We start from the raw sequence: 16,845 nt of genomic DNA on the forward strand, positions 1-16,845 counted from the left end.
AATCGTCGCTCGCCTCCTGACGACAAAAAGGCAGCCATTCGGCTGCCTTTTGCTTTGACCACAGCGGCAGATTACTTCTGCTGCTGAGCCGATTGGATCGCGGTCAGTGCGATGGTATAGACGATATCGTCTACCAGCGCACCACGGGACAGGTCGTTGACCGGCTTGCGCATACCCTGCAGCATCGGCCCGATGGAGATCAGGTCGGCAGAGCGCTGTACCGCTTTGTACGTGGTGTTACCGGTGTTCAGATCCGGGAAGATGAACACGGTCGCGCGGCCAGCTACCGGTGAGTTCGGCGCTTTGGACTTCGCTACGTCAGCCATCACCGCGGCGTCATACTGCAGCGGGCCGTCGATCATCAGGTCAGGACGTTTTTCCTGCGCCAGACGGGTCGCTTCGCGGACTTTCTCGACATCGCTACCCGCGCCGGAGGTACCGGTGGAGTAGGAGAGCATCGCTACGCGCGGTTCGATGCCGAAGGCAATCGCGGATTCAGCGGACTGAATAGCGATTTCCGCCAGCTGCTCGGCTGTCGGGTCCGGGTTGATCGCGCAGTCGCCGTAAACGTAAACCTGTTCCGGCAGCAGCATGAAGAACACGGAGGAGACCAGCGAGCTGCCCGGCGCGGTTTTGATCAGCTGCAGCGGCGGACGAATGGTGTTGGCAGTGGTGTGAACCGCGCCGGATACCAGACCGTCGACTTCGTCCTGTTCCAGCATCAGGGTGCCGAGAACCACGTTGTCTTCCAGCTGCTCACGCGCGACCGCTTCGGTCATGCCTTTGTTCTTACGCAGTTCGACCAGGCGACCCACATAGCTTTCGCGAACCACTTCCGGATCGACGATTTCAATGCCGGCGCCAAGCTCAACGCCCTGGGCCGCGGCTACGCGGTTGATCTCATCCGGGTTACCCAGCAGGACGCAGGTGGCGATCCCGCGTTCGGCGCAAATCGCCGCCGCTTTCACGGTACGCGGTTCGTCGCCTTCCGGCAGAACGACACGTTTGCCGGCTTTGCGCGCCAGCTCGGTCAGCTGGTAGCGGAAGGCTGGCGGAGAGAGACGGCGGCTGCGCTCGGAGGTCGCGGTCAGCGATTCGATCCAGTCGGCGTTGATGTAGTTGGCCACGTATTCCTGAACTTTCTCGATACGCTCGTGATCGTCAACCGGTACTTCGAGGTTAAAGCTCTGCAGGCTCAGGGAGGTCTGCCAGGTGTTGGTGTTGACCATGAATACCGGCAGGCCGGTCGCGAAAGCGCGTTCACACAGCTTGCTGATGCGTGCGTCCATTTCATAGCCGCCGGTCAGCAGAATGGCGCCGATTTCCACGCCGTTCATTGCCGCCAGGCAGGCCGCAACCAGCACGTCAGGACGGTCTGCGGAGGTAACCAGCAGAGAACCAGGGCGGAAGTGTTCCAGCATGTGCGGGATGCTGCGCGCGCAGAAAGTCACGGATTTCACGCGGCGGGTATTGATATCGCCTTCGTTGATGATGGTCGCATTCAGATGGTGAGCCATGTCGATCGCGCGGGTCGCGATCAGATCGAAGCTCCATGGCACTGCGCCCAGCACCGGCAGCGTGCTGCCTTTCTGCAGCTGAGCCGGGTCAATCTTCACGATTTTTGCTTTCGACGAGTCGTCGAAAATTTCCGACAGGTCAGGACGGGTACGGCCCTGATCGTCGACAGGGGCATTCAGTTTGTTGACGATAACGCCGGTGATGCTGGTATTTTTGGCGCCGCCAAAGCTGTTACGGGTCAGTTCGATACGCTCGTTCAGCTGTTCTGGCGTGTCGGTGCCCTGAGACATCACGAAGACGATTTCAGCGTTCAGCGTTTTGGCGATTTCAAAGTTCAGCGCCTGGGCGAACTGATGCTTACGGGTCGGTACCAGGCCTTCCACCAGCACCACTTCCGCGTCCTGAGTATTCGCGTGGTAGTTGGCAATGATCTCTTCCATCAGCACATCTTTCTGATTGCTGGAGAGCAGAGACTCAACATGGCTCATCTTCAGCGGTTCAGCGGCGGTGGTGGTGGAGGAGCTGGCGCGAACGATGGTGGTGGTCTGGTCTGGGGCATCGCCACCGGAACGCGGCTGGGCGATAGGTTTAAAGACGCTCAGACGAACGCCTTTGCGTTCCATAGCGCGGATCACACCGAGGCTGACGCTGGTCAGACCTACGCTGGTACCGGTAGGAATTAACATGATAGTACGGGACACGGTATATCCTCTTTCGTTACCGCCAGTATCAGGCGGGATACAAAACAGCACCGCCAGCTATCCGTCATATTTCAAGTTGCACGTGCGTTGGCTCTACTTGCTCACCCCGGTGGCGTACGCGCTGTACGCGGCCGGGGTTTTGCTGTGTCGCCGCCTTCCTGCAGCTCGAATTATTGCGGGTCAGGGCTGGCGATGTGGAATTATGCGGTCAGACGGCTGGCGTCTTGCGCGATGACCAGCTCTTCGTTGGTCGGGATAACCACGGCAGGACGGGTGCCTTCTTTGTTGATGAAGCCAGACTTGCCGAAGCGGGCAGCAAGGTTACGCTCATGGTCAACTTCAAAGCCCAGTACGCCCAGTTTGCCCAGCGACAGCTCACGCACCATCGCGGCGTTTTCACCGATACCACCGGTGAAAATAACGGCGTCAAGACGGCCGTCCATCAGCGCGGTGTAGGAACCGATGTATTTCGCCAGGCGGTGGCAGTAAACGTCCATTGCGCGTTTAGCGTCGGCTTTTTCCTGATAGTTGTCTTCCACGTAGCGGCAGTCGCTGGTGACTTCGGTCAGACCCAGCAGGCCGGACTCTTTGGTCAGCATTTTGTTGATCGCGTCAACGCTCATGCCCAGGGTGTCGTGCAGATGGAAGATGATGGCCGGATCGATGTCACCGGAGCGGGTACCCATCACCAGGCCTTCCAGCGGGGTCAGACCCATGGAGGTGTCAACGCATTTACCGTTACGGATAGCGGAAACAGAACCACCGTTGCCGAGGTGGCAGGTGATGATGTTCAGCTCTTCCACCGGCTTGTTGAGGATCTTAGCGGCTTCCTGAGTCACGTAGAAGTGGCTGGTGCCGTGCGCGCCGTAACGACGAACGCCGTGCTCTTTGTACAGGCTGTACGGCAGGGCGTAGAGATAGGATTCTTCCGGCATGGTCTGATGGAACGCCGTATCGAATACAGCCACGTTTTTGTCTTTCAGGTGCGGGAAGGATTTCAGCGCTTCAGCGATGCCGATCAGGTGTGCCGGGTTGTGCAGCGGTGCGAAAGACGCGGCGTCTTTAATACCCTGAATTACGGACTCGTCGATCACCACGGAGCTGGTGTATTTTTCACCGCCGTGTACGATACGGTGGCCGATTGCGGTCAGCTGAGCAGACAGTTCTGGTTTTTGTGCCAGAATAGTGTTAACGATAAAGTTCAGCGCTTCACTGTGCGCGGCGCCCGCGCCTAACTCGGCTTCTTGTTTGCTGCCGTCCATTTTCCATTTGATACGGGCTTCCGGCAGGTGGAAGCATTCCGCTAAACCGGACAGATATTCGTCGCCGTTCACGGCGTCAAGGATAGCAAATTTCAGAGAGGAGCTACCGCAGTTCAGAACCAGTACTAACTTACTCGACATGGAAGTACCTTTTTATGATACGTGGCTAAAAAAACGTCAGTGTGTCATTAGCGTAGCGCAGGATGACCTCGACATTTATGATTAACATCATGCCTTGTTCTGTTTTCGGGCACGATGAGAGAAGTACATTTGATTTTATGCCATTTTGCATAATTTTCAGCCAATGGCAGAATATGCGATAATTTGACTAGCCTGGCAAAGAGTCTAACCGCCCTTTCAGGCGGGCACAGGATACCTGATTGCGGCATCCTTTGCCAAAATCTTTTGAACGATGTCATGCATAGTTGGTGTTTTGCACGAATTTTTTAAGTTTTATATGTAAAGTTGAGGTAAAGCCATGTCGACCCCTGAGAAACGCCCCGTTAGCTTCTTTAGCTTGTTCAACCGCGGGCAGCATTACGCAAAGACCTGGCCTCTCGACAAGCGCCTCGCGCCGGTGTTTATTGAAAACCGCATTATTCGTGCCACCCGCTATGCCATCCGCATCATGCCGCCAATCGCCATTTTTACCCTCTGCTGGCAGATAGCTCTTGGCGGCCAGCTGGGCCCCGCCGTCGCTACCGCGCTGTTTGCGCTGAGCCTGCCGATGCAGGGACTCTGGTGGTTGGGTAAGCGTTCGGTGACGCCGCTGCCGCCCTCCATTCTTAACTGGTTCTATGAAGTGCGCGGTAAACTGCAGGAGGCGGGGCAGGCGCTGGCACCGGTCGAAGGCAAGCCCGATTATCAGGCGCTGGCTGACACGCTTAAGCGCGCCTTCAAACAACTGGATAAAACTTTCCTTGATGATTTGTAATTCACTACGGAAAACGCATATAAAAGAAGGCGCATGATTTATGCGCCTTCTTTATTTCACGCCCTACCGTGCTACAGGAGTCACAACATGGAAATGACCAATGCGCAGCGTCTGATTTTATCCAATCAGTACAAAATGATGACGATGCTCGACCCGGATAATGCGGAACGCTACCGTCGTCTGCAAACCATCATAGAGCGTGGGTATGGGCTACAGATGCGTGAACTGGACCGCGAGTTTGGCCAGTTGACGGAAGAAACCTGCCGTACCGTTATTGATATCATGGAGATGTACCACGCGCTGCACGTCTCCTGGACCAACCTGAAAGACGCGGCGGGTATCGATGAACGCCGGGTCACCTTCCTCGGATTTGATGCCGCCACCGAAGCGCGTTATCTCGGCTATGTGCGTTTTATGGTCAACGTTGAAGGCCGCTACAGCCATTTTGACGCCGGTACCCATGGCTTTAACTCGCAGACCCCGATGTGGGAGAAATATCAGCGGATGCTGAGCGTCTGGCACGCTTGCCCGCGCCAGTATCATCTGAGCAGTAATGAAATTAATCAAATTATCAACGCCTGAGGGAGGTGCCCGTGCAGTGTAAAGGTTTCCTGTTCGATTTAGACGGGACGCTGGTGGATTCCTTGCCGGTGGTGGAGCGTTCATGGTGCAAGTGGGGGGATCGTTTCGCCATTGACCATGATGAAATTCTCAGTTTTATTCACGGCAAGCAGGCCATTACCTCCATTCGCCATTTTATGCCGGGGCGCAGCGAGGAGGATATCCAGGCCGAATTTCGCTACCTCGAGCAGATAGAAGCCACTGATATTGAGGGTATCGTCGCGCTGCCGGGGGCATTAGCCCTGCTGAATACGCTCAATGAGGCCGGGATCCCGTGGGCGATTGTCACCTCCGGCTCGATTCCGGTTGCCCACGCGCGTCACCGCGCGGCGGGCCTGCCGATGCCTGAGGTGTTCGTCACCGCCGAGCAGGTGAAACACGGCAAACCGGCGCCGGACGCCTATCTGCTGGGCGCCGAGCGGCTGGGTCTGCCTGCCGGGGAGTGCGCGGTGGTGGAAGATGCGCCGGCGGGGCTCCTCTCCGGACTGGCGGCCGGCTGTCGCACTATCGCGGTCAACGTGCCCGCCGATGCCCCTCGCCTGGATGAAGCCGACCTCGTGCTGAGCAGCCTGGAAGATCTGGTGGTTGAACGCCAGACTGACGGCGTGGTAAATGTGCGTCTTAAAGCGTAAACCCATGATTTCGCCCCGCGTCGTCGGGGCTTTTTTATGCCACTATGTCGACTCCCACTTGTGACAAGGAAACGTTGTGAACGGTGAATTGATTTGGGTTTTATCCCTCCTGGCCATCGCGGTTGTGCTGTTTGCTACCGGCAAGGTGCGCATGGATGCTATCGCCCTGATGGTCATTGTCGCCTTTGTCCTCAGCGGAACGCTGACGTTAAATGAAGCTTTTTCCGGATTCAGCGATCCTAACGTGATCCTGATTGCCGCCCTGTTTATTATCGGCGATGGCCTGGTGCGCACCGGAGTCGCCACCAAAATGGGGGCATGGCTGGTGAGCGTGGCGGGGAACAGCGAAACCAAAATGCTGATCTACCTGATGCTCACCGTCGCCGGTCTGGGCGCGTTTATGAGCTCCACCGGGGTGGTCGCCATTTTCATCCCGGTGGTACTTAGCGTCTCGGCGCGGATGAATACCTCGCCATCGCGGCTGATGATGCCGCTGAGCTTCGCCGGGCTTATCAGCGGGATGATGACCCTGGTGGCGACGCCGCCCAACCTGGTGGTCAACAGTGAATTGCTGCGCGAGGGACTGCACGGCTTCAGCTTTTTCAGCGTCACGCCGATTGGCCTGGTGGTGCTGATCCTGGGCATCGTCTATATGCTGGCGGTGCGCTTTATGCTGAAGACGGATAATGGCGACTCCGCACGCGATGGGCGAAAAAGAAGCACCTTCCGCGATTTGATCCGCGAGTATCACCTCACCGGCCGCGCTCGCCGGCTGGCCATCCGCCCGGGTTCGCCGATGATCGGTCAGCGGCTGGATGATTTAAAGCTGCGTGAGCGCTACTGCGCCAACGTGATCGGCGTTGAACGCTGGCGGCGGTTCCGCCGGGTAATTGTCAACGTCAACGGGGTATCGGAATTTCGCGCCCGCGACGTCCTGCTGATCGATATGTCCGCCTCCGATGTCGATTTACGCCAGTTCTGCGGCGAGCAAATGCTTGAGCCGATGGTATTGCGCGGCGAGTATTTTGCCGATCAGGCGCTGGATGTGGGGATGGCGGAGGTGGCGCTGATCCCGGATTCAGAGATGATTGGCAAAACGGTGCGTGAGATAGCCTTCCGCACCCGGTTTGGTCTCAATATCGTCGGCATGAAGCGCGATGGCAAAGCGATGGATGGTTCGGTGGTCGACGAGCCGCTGCAGCTCGGCGATATCCTGCTGGTGGTCGGCAACTGGCGGCAAATTGCCCTGCTGGCGAAGCGCGGCCGGGATTTCGTGGTGCTCAATATGCCGGTTGAGGTCGATGACGCTTCGCCCGCCCACAGCCAGGCTCCGCATGCGATTTTCTGCCTGGTGCTGATGGTAGCCCTGATGCTCACCGATGAAATTCCCAACCCGATTGCCGCGATTATCGCCTGTCTGCTGATGGGCAAATTCCGCTGCATCAATGCCGAGAGCGCCTACAAGGCGATCCACTGGCCGAGCATTATTTTGATTGTTGGGATGATGCCGTTTGCCCTGGCGCTGCAAAAAACCGGCGGGGTGGATCTGGTGGTGAAGGGACTGATGGATGTCGCCGGAGGCGAGGGGCCTTATCTGATGCTCGGCTGCCTGTTCATGATGTGCGCGGCGATTGGGCTGTTTATCTCAAACACCGCCACGGCGGTGCTGATGGCGCCTATTGCCTTAGCGGCGGCGAAGTCAATGGGCGTCTCTCCCTATCCTTTTGCCATGGTGGTGGCGATGGCGGCTTCGGCGGCGTTTATGACCCCGGTCTCCTCGCCGGTTAACACCCTGGTGCTTGGCCCTGGCAAGTACTCATTTAGCGATTTTGTCAAAATAGGCGTGCCCTTTACCATACTGGTGATGGTGGTCTGCGTCCTGCTGATCCCGGTACTGTTTCCGTTTTAAGATATTCTGGCCGGGTAGAGCACAACCGCCGCCCGGCCAGAACCTTACAGCGGCGAATCCTGGCTAATTTCGTCCAGCGACAGCTGGAAGCTTGGGACGAACACTTGCATAAAGTAATCCATCTCCGCGCTGCGCCGCGATGCCAGGGTCTTTTCCAGCCGACCTTTGGCCAGCAGAAATTCGTTATTGCCTGCAGACAGCTCTTCGAGGCACTTCAGGTAAGCGCAGAGGGCGTCAGCCTGTTTAACGATCGACTGCTCTTCCTCACTGTAGTGATGCTCATCAATCAGCGGCTCGAAAATATCGCGCAGCTCGTCAGGGACCATATCCACCAGCTTTTGCTGAGCAATTTTCTCAATCGCCTTATATTCCTGGGCAATCTGCGAATTGAAATATTTCACCGGAGTAGGGAGGTCGCCAGTTAGTACTTCCGAGGCGTCATGGTACATCGCCAGCAGGGCGATACGCTCGGCGTTGACCTGGCCGCCAAATTTGCGGTTTTTAATCGCCGCCAGCGCGTGGGCGACCATCGCCACCTGCAGGCTGTGTTCGGAGACATTTTCGGTGCGCACGTTGCGCATCAGCGGCCAGCGGTTAATCAGTTTCAGGCGGGAGAGGTGGGCAAAGAAATGACTCTGACTCATAGGGACCCTTAATCAGTGACAACATCGGGTTCCATTGTGCGCAGGGATCGCCGCCGGATGCAAATGCCGGCGGCGGCGCGATTAAAGCTGATGGTAGCCGGAGAGGAAGCGGCCAAAGCGGGAGATAGCCATCTCCAGGTCGTCTTCGCGCGGCAGGGTCACGATGCGTACGTGATCCGGCCACGGCCAGTTAAAGGCGGTGCCTTGCACCAGCAGGACTTTCTCCTGCAGCAGGAAGTCGAGCACCATTTTCTGGTCGTCATGAATATTGAAGCGTTTGGCGTCGATTTTCGGGAACATATACAGCGCGCCTTTTGGCTTCACGCAGGAGACGCCCGGAATATCGTTGATAAGCTCCCAGGCGCGGTTGCGTTGTTCATACAGGCGTCCGCCGGGGATGATGAATTCGCTGATGCTCTGATAGCCGCCCAGCGCCGTCTGGATAGCATGCTGGGCCGGCACGTTGGCGCACAGACGCATTGAAGCCAGCATCTCCAGCCCTTCGATATAGCCCTTCGCGTGTTTTTTCGGGCCATTCAGCACCATCCAGCCCTGACGGAAGCCGGCAACGCGATAGGTTTTCGACAATCCGTTAAAGGTCACCGTAAGCAGGTCCGGCGCCAGGGCGGCAATAGAGTGATGCTGGGCTTCGTCGTAGAGGATCTTGTCGTAAATTTCATCGGCGAAAATGATCAGATTATGCTGACGAGCGATCTCCACGATCTCCTGCAGCAATTCTTTGGAATAGACCGCGCCGGTGGGGTTGTTAGGGTTAATGATCACGATCCCGCGGGTGCGCGGTGTGATTTTTGCGCGGATGTCGTCCAGATCCGGGAACCAGTCAGAGGATTCGTCACACAGATAGTGCACCGCTTTGCCGCTGGAAAGCGACACCGCCGCCGTCCACAGCGGGTAGTCCGGGGCGGGAACCAGCATCTCATCGCCGCTGTTTAACAGCGCCTGCATCGCCTGTACAATCAGCTCGGACACGCCGTTGCCGATATAGATGTCCTCCACCGTGACATCGCGCATACCCCGGGCCTGGTAATGCTGCATGATAGCTTTACGCGCCGAGTACAATCCTTTCGAATCGCAGTAACCCTGGGCGGTAGGCAAATTGCGGATGACGTCGACGAGGATCTCGTCAGGAGCCTCGAAGCCGAATGGCGCCGGGTTGCCGATGTTCAGTTTCAGAACCTTATTGCCTTCTTCTTCAAGACGTTTGGCTTCTTTCAGAACCGGGCCGCGGATGTCATAACAGACGTTCTCTAACTTGCTGGATTTTTCGATGGGGGACATGAATCTTGACCTTTTAGCTGTTATCGCCACTCCCTGCCGTGGAAGTCAGCACGGAACAATGTACTCCCCCTCCCCGCTGTTTTGAAGGCTTTGCAGGAGAAGATTTTGCTAACGCCGGATTTTAAGCGCAATTGATTTATCTACCGATTGCGGATTTGGTCTGTGGCTTATGCCTTTTTATGTCTATTTTTTGGTTGTAAATATAGATTTAGTAGCGATTTTGCCATCATTTATCTCGTTTGTTTGCCCGGTAATATGGGGAGGGAGAAGGGGGAGTCGCTAAAAAACGCTATCCTGCATACAAGCGCGATTGGCTTGTAATTTTGATGTTAAATAATTTTAATAAAAAACAGCGTGCGACCACATTATTATTATTTTTAGCGGGTAATAATCTGAGGTTTGTTAATTAATATAAAATGATGAAAAAAATTTAAAATTGTCTCAGTTAATCCTTATTAAGGCTTATAAAAAGGAGGGGGATAGGTTAGAATATCACCGTTAATATCCGTGTTAACCGCCAAGAACTGCGGTTGCATTGAGATTTAATATATTGTTATTACAGGATTTTATTGTTCCTTTTCTGCCGGAAAGTTACGCCAGAAGAGCGATTTTCTCAGCATCACTGACCGGGTTCCCGCGGCGACGTATGGCGCCTGGCTGGTCGTGGTAATAAATAATAATGAGAAATACGAACAATATATTACTCCGCAGTTCTGCGCATTTGCCCAGACGAGTACTTTGGCATGTAATAACGTTCGTCCAGTTGTTTATCCGCCGTTAGACGGTGAGCACGAGGCTCAGGGAATAGCCGGAAACCTGGCGTAAAGCATCAACAAGGCAGGTCAGCGTTAGCCACCTGTAAGTGAAGAAAGATGATTAATACAACACGTCCCATACTCAACCTCGATCTCGATCTGCTGCGTACCTTTGTCGCGGTCGCTGATTTGAACACTTTTGCCGCCGCCGCCGCCGCAGTGTGTCGTACTCAGTCCGCGGTCAGTCAGCAAATGCAACGCCTGGAACAGCTGGTGGGCAAAGAGCTTTTCGCCCGCCACGGCCGCAATAAGCTGCTGACCGAGCAGGGGATCCAGCTGCTGGGCTATGCCCGCAAAATTCTCCGTTTTAACGATGAAGCCTGTATGTCGCTGATGTATGGCAGCCTGCAGGGGGCTCTGAGCATCGGTGCGTCAGAAGAAACGGCTGACACCATCCTGCCGTTTTTGTTAAACCGCATCGGCTGTTTCTATCCCAGAATGACGTTGGAGATCAAAGTTCATCCCCATGCCGCCATCATGGAGATGCTGGCCGAGGGGCTGGTCGATCTGGCGTTGACCACCCATCAGCCTCCCGGCTTTACCTCTTTTACCCTGAGAACATCACCTACTCTCTGGTATTGCGCAGCGGAATATGTGCTGGCGAAGGGGGAATCTATCCCCCTGATCCTGCTCGAAGAGCCAAGTCCATTCCGCCAGGATATTATCGCCGCGCTGGAAACTGCTCGCGTCAGTTGGCATCTGGCCCACGGAGCTTCCTCGCTATCGGGCGTGAAAGCGGCGGTGAAGGCCGGGCTGGGCGTGACTGCGCGCCCGGTCGAAATGATGAGCCCGGATCTACGCGTGGCTGGCATCAGTGAGGGGTTACCGGCGTTGCCGGACACCCGGTACGTCGTCAGCTGCAATCCGCGGACGGTGAGCGAACTGCCGCAGGCGATTTTTCAGTCTCTGAGTCAGGAGATCCATCCCTGGGAAACGGGCACAGCACTTACTCCGGAAGAGGGAGGGAATACCTTGGTTTTGTAAGGGTATTCTTGCTAACAAAGATCACAAAAACTGGTAACAGAATGTAAGTGCCCAAAAAGAGCCTCAGGAGTTGGTTTCCCACCTGGCGGCTCTTTTTTTTGCACTCTTATTGATGTTTTGAATCTTTTTTGTATTTCTTTGCAGAAAAATCAGCGTATTGGCGTGACAAGGCGCTCAGCTTGTCGACTTTTCCCTGCACTTTCAACACTTCCTGCTAATGTTAAAAAACCGGATGGATTGTTGCCGATTTCCTGGGGTAATTAACAAAACCGTGTCGCAGATCAAGAAAATACCCCTCTTTGGGGGGAGGAATCGAGGCTAAATCCTGTCAAAATAGAAGGGATTTTTGATTTACGACGGAAACGGACACGATTCAACAACACTAAAACCGAACAGTATGCAAGGTTATTTCGCAGAAAAGGGCATTTAATGTTAATGAAAAGATTCCAATGTAAATTAATGTTATGAAAACTTTTGTTAAAGTTGACAAAAGGTTAAAGAAAGGGGTAAAAAGCCACGGCATCTGGGCTTCTCACATCGACCAGGGACGCTTTTTTGCACGGTTATTTTTTATTCCTCCCGTGAAACGCTGTGGCGTTCATCTGCCAGTAAGAGCAGAGGGTTTTGGCGCTACACTTTTTTGGTTAAGCAATGCGTATGTCAACATCCACTGAAGTCATCGCTCATCATTGGGCATTCGCTATATTTCTCATCATCGCTATCGGCCTGTGCTGCCTCATGCTCGTCGGCGGCTGGTACCTTGGCGGTCGCGCGCGCGCGCGTAGTAAAAACACGCCGTTTGAATCGGGGATCGACTCCGTCGGTTCGGCCCGCTTACGTCTTTCTGCGAAGTTTTATCTGGTTGCCATGTTCTTCGTTATCTTCGACGTGGAAGCCCTGTATCTCTACGCATGGTCGACCTCTATCCGCGAGAGCGGCTGGGTCGGCTTTGTGGAAGCCGCAATTTTCATTTTAGTGCTACTGGCTGGTCTGGTTTATCTCGTTCGCATCGGCGCACTGGACTGGACGCCTGCGCGTTCCCGTCGCACGCTGGTTAACCCGGAAACAGACAGTCCCACTAACCGTCATATGCAGTAAAAGCGAGGCAATAAGATGGATTATACGCTCACCCGCATAGATCCTAACGGTGAGAACGACCGTTACCCCCTGCAGAAACAGGAGATCGTTACCGATCCTCTGGAGCAGGAAGTCAATAAAAGCGTGTATATGGGGAAACTCGAACACGCGCTGCATGACATGGTGAACTGGGGCCGTAAGAACTCAATTTGGCCGTACAACTTCGGCCTTTCTTGCTGTTATGTGGAAATGGTGACGTCATTCACTGCGGTGCATGACGTTGCGCGTTTTGGGGCAGAAGTTCTGCGCGCCTCTCCGCGTCAGGCGGACCTGATGGTGGTCGCGGGAACCTGCTTTACCAAAATGGCGCCGGTTATTCAGCGTCTCTACGATCAGATGCTGGAGCCGAAGTGGGTGATCTCCATGGGCGCCTGCGCCAACTCAGGCGGGATGTACGACATCTATTCCGTCGTCCAGGGCGTGGATAAATTCATTCCGGTCGATGTGTACATCCCGGGCTGCCCGCCGCGTCCGGAGGCCTATATGCAGGCGCTGATGCTGCTGCAGGAGTCCATTGGTAAAGAACGTCGTCCGCTCTCATGGGTGGTTGGCGATCAGGGCGTTTATCGCGCCAATATGCAGTCGGAACGCGAGCGTAAACGCGGCGAACGTATTGCAGTGACCAATCTGCGGACGCCGGACGAGATTTAATTTGCGCCTGCGGGCGGGAGAACCACTTCGCAAATCAATCTACAACAGCGCGAAGTCTCGCCGGCAGTCACCACGGACCTTTTGCAATGGTGAACAATATGACCGATTTAACCGCGCATGACGCCGCACCAGCCTGGCAAACCCGCGATCACCTTGATGACCCGGTGATTGGCGAACTGCGCAACCGCTTTGGGCCGGATGCCTTTACCGTTCAGCCAACCCGTACCGGCGTACCGGTGGTATGGGTGAAGCGTGAACAGCTGCTGGAGGTGGGTGATTTCCTGAAGAAATTGCCGAAGCCTTACGTGATGCTGTTTGACCTGCACGGCATGGACGAACGTCTGCGCACGCACCGCGATGGCCTGCCCGCCGCGGATTTTTCCGTTTTCTATCACCTGATCTCCATCGATCGCAACCGCGACATCATGCTCAAGGTGGCGCTGTCGGAAAACGATCTGCATCTGCCGACCTTCACCAAACTGTTCCCCAACGCCAACTGGTATGAGCGTGAAACCTGGGAAATGTTTGGCATTACCTTCGATGGTCACCCGAACCTGCGTCGCATCATGATGCCGCCGACCTGGGAAGGTCACCCGCTGCGTAAAGATTATCCGGCGCGTGCCACCGAGTTCGACCCGTTTGAGCTGACCAAAGCCAAACAGGATCTGGAGATGGAGGCGCTGACCTTTAAACCGGAAGAGTGGGGCATGAAGCGCGGCACCGACAACGAGGACTTCATGTTCCTCAACCTCGGTCCGAACCACCCATCGGCGCATGGTGCGTTCCGCATTATTCTGCAACTGGACGGCGAAGAGATCGTCGACTGCGTACCGGATATCGGTTATCACCACCGCGGCGCCGAGAAGATGGGCGAGCGTCAGTCCTGGCACAGCTACATCCCGTATACCGACCGTATTGAATATCTCGGCGGCTGCGTCAACGAGATGCCGTACGTGCTGGCGGTGGAAAAACTGGCTGGGATCACCGTACCGGATCGCGTGAACGTGATCCGCGTGATGCTCTCCGAGCTGTTCCGCATCAACAGCCACCTGCTGTATATCTCGACCTTTATTCAGGACGTCGGCGCGATGACGCCGGTCTTCTTCGCCTTTACCGATCGGCAGAAAATTTACGATCTGGTGGAAGCGATTACCGGATTCCGTATGCACCCGGCGTGGTTCCGCATCGGCGGCGTCGCGCACGATCTGCCGCGTGGCTGGGATCGCCTGCTGCGTGAGTTCCTCGAGTGGATGCCGAAGCGTCTGGACTCCTATGAGAAGGCCGCCCTGCGCAACACCATTCTGAAAGGCCGTTCCGTCGGCGTGGCAGCCTATACCGCCAAAGAGGCGCTGGAGTGGGGCACCACCGGCGCAGGCCTGCGCGCCACCGGTATCGACTTCGACGTGCGTAAATGGCGTCCTTACTCTGGCTATGAAAACTTCGACTTCGAAGTCCCGACCGGGGGGGGCGTCTCAGACTGCTACACCCGCGTGATGCTGAAAGTAGAAGAGCTGCGCCAGAGTCTGCGCATTCTTCAGCAGTGCCTCGATAACATGCCGGAAGGCCCGTTCAAAGCGGATCACCCGCTGACCACGCCGCCGCCGAAAGAGCGCACGCTGCAGCATATCGAAACCCTGATCACCCACTTCCTGCAGGTATCGTGGGGCCCGGTGATGCCGGCCAACGAATCTTTCCAGATGATTGAGGCGACCAAAGGGATCAACAGTTACTACCTGACCAGCGACGGCAGCACCATGAGCTACCGTACCCGCGTGCGTACGCCGAGCTTTGCGCACCTGCAGCAGATCCCGTCGGCGATCCGCGGCAGCCTGGTATCCGACCTGATCGTCTATCTGGGTAGTATCGATTTTGTTATGTCAGACGTGGACCGCTAATTATGCACGAGAATCAACAACCACAAACCGAGGCTTTTGAGCTGAGTGCGGCAGAGCGTGAGGCTATTGAGCACGAGAAGCACCACTACGAAGACCCGCGTGCGGCGTCCATCGAAGCGCTGAAAATCGTTCAGAAACAGCGCGGCTGGGTGCCGGATGGCGCGATCTACGCCATCGCCGATGTGCTGGGGATCCCGGCCAGCGACGTGGAAGGCGTGGCGACGTTCTACAGCCAGATTTTCCGCCAGCCGGTTGGCCGTCACGTGATCCGCTACTGCGACAGCGTGGTATGCCACATCACCGGCTATCAGGGTATTCAGGCCGCCATTGAGAAGAAACTGAATATCAAGCCGGGGCAGACCACCTTTGATGGCCGCTTTACCCTGCTGCCGACCTGCTGCCTGGGTAACTGCGACAAGGGACCGACCATGATGATTGATGAGGATACTCACAGCCATCTGACGCCGGAGGCAATTCCTGACCTGCTGGAGCAGTACAAATGAAAACCGTAATTCGTACTGCGGAAACGCATCCGCTCACCTGGCGCCTGCGCGACGACAAGCAGCCGGTGTGGCTGGACGAGTATCGCAGTAAAAATGGCTATGAAGGGGCGCGTAAAGCCCTGACCGGGATGGCCCCGGATGAGATTGTCACGGCGGTAAAAGACGCTGGCCTGAAAGGGCGCGGCGGCGCGGGCTTCTCCACTGGTCTGAAGTGGAGCCTGATGCCGAAAGACGAATCCATGAACATCCGTTACCTGCTGTGTAACGCCGATGAAATGGAGCCGGGCACCTATAAAGACCGCCTGCTGATGGAGCAGCTGCCGCACCTGCTGGTGGAAGGCATGCTGATCTCCGCGTTTGCGCTGAAAGCGTACCGCGGCTACATCTTCCTGCGCGGGGAATATATTGAAGCGGCCCAGCATCTGCGTCGCGCGATTGCTGAAGCCACCGAAGCGGGTCTGTTGGGGAAAAACATCCTCGGCACCGGGTTTGACTTCGAGCTGTTCGTGCACACCGGGGCAGGGCGCTATATCTGCGGCGAAGAGACGGCGCTGATCAACTCTCTGGAAGGCCGCCGCGCCAACCCGCGATCCAAGCCGCCGTTCCCGGCGAGCTCCGGCGTCTGGGGCAAGCCGACCTGCGTCAACAACGTAGAAACCCTGTGCAACGTGCCAGCGATCCTCGCCAACGGCGTCGAGTGGTACCAGAACATTTCCACCAGCAAAGATGCTGGCACCAAGCTGATGGGCTTCTCCGGCCGGGTGAAGAATCCGGGCGTCTGGGAGCTGCCGTTCGGCACCACTGCCCGCGAGATCCTCGAAGATTACGCCGGCGGTATGCGCGATGGCCTGAAGTTTAAAGCCTGGCAACCGGGCGGAGCAGGGACCGACTTCCTCACCGAAGCGCACCTCGATCTGCCGATGGAATTCGAAAGCATTGGTAAAGCGGGCAGCCGTCTGGGCACCTCGCTGGCGATGGCCGTTGACCACGAGATCAACATGGTCTCGCTGGTGCGCAACCTTGAAGAGTTCTTTGCCCGCGAGTCCTGCGGCTGGTGTACGCCGTGCCGCGATGGTCTGCCGTGGAGCGTGAAGATCCTGCGCGCCCTGGAGCGCGGCGAAGGCCAGCCTGGCGATATCGAAACCCTTGAGCAACTGTGTCGATTCCTGGGCCCGGGTAAAACCTTCTGCGCGCACGCGCCGGGCGCGGTCGAGCCGCTACAGAGCGCGATTAAATATTTCCGCGAAGAATTCGAGGCTGGCATTAAGCAGCAGTTCAGCAATACCCATGCAATCAATGGGATTCAGCCGAACCTGCTTAAGACGCGCTGGTAATCTAAA

At 56.1% G+C, this 16,845-nt stretch carries 14 protein-coding genes; 10 read left to right on the forward strand and 4 right to left on the reverse strand.

Going from position 1 to position 16,845, the window contains the following annotated elements; translation table 11 throughout:
- Positions 1-71 precede the first annotated feature (71 nt).
- Both pta and ackA read right to left on the reverse strand, forming a co-directional pair.
- Positions 72-2,219 carry a phosphate acetyltransferase gene (gene pta, locus DR88_RS05800; protein WP_002913196.1) on the reverse strand — a complete coding sequence of 716 codons (2,148 nt, stop codon included), beginning with the start codon at positions 2,217-2,219 and terminating at the stop codon, positions 72-74.
- A 200-nt stretch (positions 2,220-2,419) separates the two neighbouring features.
- Positions 2,420-3,622, reverse strand: coding sequence for an acetate kinase (ackA, locus tag DR88_RS05795; protein ID WP_002913195.1), 1,203 nt, complete (start codon positions 3,620-3,622; stop codon positions 2,420-2,422).
- Between the two features lie 337 nt (positions 3,623-3,959).
- Between ackA and yfbV the strand changes: the two genes are divergently transcribed.
- The 4 genes from yfbV to DR88_RS05775 all read left to right on the forward strand — a co-directional run bounded on the left by yfbV (position 3,960) and on the right by DR88_RS05775 (position 7,577).
- Positions 3,960-4,415 carry a terminus macrodomain insulation protein YfbV gene (gene yfbV, locus DR88_RS05790; RefSeq protein WP_002913194.1) on the forward strand — a complete coding sequence of 152 codons (456 nt, stop codon included), beginning with the start codon at positions 3,960-3,962 and terminating at the stop codon, positions 4,413-4,415.
- A gap of 87 nt (positions 4,416-4,502) precedes the next feature.
- Positions 4,503-4,997 (forward strand): YfbU family protein, encoded by a 495-nt coding sequence (locus tag DR88_RS05785; protein ID WP_002913193.1) that lies wholly within the window; start codon positions 4,503-4,505, stop codon positions 4,995-4,997.
- 11 nt (positions 4,998-5,008) lie between these two features.
- Positions 5,009-5,668, forward strand: a complete 660-nt coding sequence (locus tag DR88_RS05780; protein WP_004174996.1) for a sugar phosphatase — start codon at positions 5,009-5,011, stop codon at positions 5,666-5,668.
- 76 nt (positions 5,669-5,744) lie between these two features.
- Positions 5,745-7,577, forward strand: a complete 1,833-nt coding sequence (locus tag DR88_RS05775) for an SLC13 family permease (RefSeq protein ID WP_004149189.1) — start codon at positions 5,745-5,747, stop codon at positions 7,575-7,577.
- 44 nt (positions 7,578-7,621) lie between these two features.
- Here the strand turns inward: DR88_RS05775 and yfbR are convergent, their stop codons facing one another.
- Positions 7,622-8,221, reverse strand: a complete 600-nt coding sequence (gene yfbR, locus DR88_RS05770; RefSeq protein WP_002913188.1) for a 5'-deoxynucleotidase — start codon at positions 8,219-8,221, stop codon at positions 7,622-7,624.
- A gap of 81 nt (positions 8,222-8,302) precedes the next feature.
- Positions 8,303-9,520 (reverse strand): alanine transaminase AlaA, encoded by a 1,218-nt coding sequence (alaA, locus tag DR88_RS05765; RefSeq protein WP_002913185.1) that lies wholly within the window; start codon positions 9,518-9,520, stop codon positions 8,303-8,305.
- 872 nt (positions 9,521-10,392) lie between these two features.
- Between alaA and DR88_RS05760 the strand changes: the two genes are divergently transcribed.
- From DR88_RS05760 to nuoF, 6 genes are all read left to right on the forward strand, one after another.
- Entirely contained in the window at positions 10,393-11,319 is a 927-nt protein-coding gene (locus DR88_RS05760; RefSeq protein ID WP_002913183.1) for a LysR family transcriptional regulator, read from the forward strand.
- Between the two features lie 651 nt (positions 11,320-11,970).
- The gene (gene nuoA / locus DR88_RS05755) at positions 11,971-12,417 is read left to right on the forward strand and encodes an NADH-quinone oxidoreductase subunit NuoA (protein ID WP_002913181.1); all 447 of its coding nucleotides are present in this window, start codon (positions 11,971-11,973) and stop codon (positions 12,415-12,417) included.
- A gap of 15 nt (positions 12,418-12,432) precedes the next feature.
- Complete coding sequence (nuoB, locus tag DR88_RS05750) at positions 12,433-13,107, forward strand: NADH-quinone oxidoreductase subunit NuoB (protein WP_002913178.1); 675 nt, start codon at positions 12,433-12,435, stop codon at positions 13,105-13,107.
- A gap of 86 nt (positions 13,108-13,193) precedes the next feature.
- Positions 13,194-15,002 carry an NADH-quinone oxidoreductase subunit C/D gene (gene nuoC, locus DR88_RS05745; RefSeq protein WP_002913162.1) on the forward strand — a complete coding sequence of 603 codons (1,809 nt, stop codon included), beginning with the start codon at positions 13,194-13,196 and terminating at the stop codon, positions 15,000-15,002.
- Positions 15,003-15,004: 2 nt separating this feature from the next.
- The gene (gene nuoE / locus DR88_RS05740) at positions 15,005-15,505 is read left to right on the forward strand and encodes an NADH-quinone oxidoreductase subunit NuoE (protein ID WP_002913160.1); all 501 of its coding nucleotides are present in this window, start codon (positions 15,005-15,007) and stop codon (positions 15,503-15,505) included.
- On the forward strand, positions 15,502-16,839 hold the full coding sequence (gene nuoF / locus DR88_RS05735) for an NADH-quinone oxidoreductase subunit NuoF (protein ID WP_002913158.1): 1,338 nt from the start codon (positions 15,502-15,504) through the stop codon (positions 16,837-16,839). The genes nuoE and nuoF overlap by 4 nt, the downstream gene beginning before the upstream one ends.
- Positions 16,840-16,845 lie beyond the last annotated feature (6 nt).

The sequence above is a fragment of the Klebsiella pneumoniae genome (assembly GCF_000742135.1).
Lineage (GTDB): Bacteria > Pseudomonadota > Gammaproteobacteria > Enterobacterales > Enterobacteriaceae > Klebsiella > Klebsiella pneumoniae.

What these genes read in the sequence shown, in the direction of transcription:
- ackA (WP_002913195.1), bottom strand. Translation starts at nt 3,622, where the DNA reads ATGTCGAGTAAGTTAGTACTGGTTCTGAACTGCGGTAGCTCCTCTCTG.
- yfbV (WP_002913194.1), top strand. Translation starts at nt 3,960, where the DNA reads ATGTCGACCCCTGAGAAACGCCCCGTTAGCTTCTTTAGCTTGTTCAAC.
- DR88_RS05785 (WP_002913193.1), top strand. Translation starts at nt 4,503, where the DNA reads ATGGAAATGACCAATGCGCAGCGTCTGATTTTATCCAATCAGTACAAA.
- yfbR (WP_002913188.1), bottom strand. Translation starts at nt 8,221, where the DNA reads ATGAGTCAGAGTCATTTCTTTGCCCACCTCTCCCGCCTGAAACTGATT.
- alaA (WP_002913185.1), bottom strand. Translation starts at nt 9,520, where the DNA reads ATGTCCCCCATCGAAAAATCCAGCAAGTTAGAGAACGTCTGTTATGAC.
- DR88_RS05760 (WP_002913183.1), top strand. Translation starts at nt 10,393, where the DNA reads ATGATTAATACAACACGTCCCATACTCAACCTCGATCTCGATCTGCTG.
- nuoA (WP_002913181.1), top strand. Translation starts at nt 11,971, where the DNA reads ATGCGTATGTCAACATCCACTGAAGTCATCGCTCATCATTGGGCATTC.
- nuoB (WP_002913178.1), top strand. Translation starts at nt 12,433, where the DNA reads ATGGATTATACGCTCACCCGCATAGATCCTAACGGTGAGAACGACCGT.
- nuoC (WP_002913162.1), top strand. Translation starts at nt 13,194, where the DNA reads ATGGTGAACAATATGACCGATTTAACCGCGCATGACGCCGCACCAGCC.
- nuoE (WP_002913160.1), top strand. Translation starts at nt 15,005, where the DNA reads ATGCACGAGAATCAACAACCACAAACCGAGGCTTTTGAGCTGAGTGCG.
- nuoF (WP_002913158.1), top strand. Translation starts at nt 15,502, where the DNA reads ATGAAAACCGTAATTCGTACTGCGGAAACGCATCCGCTCACCTGGCGC.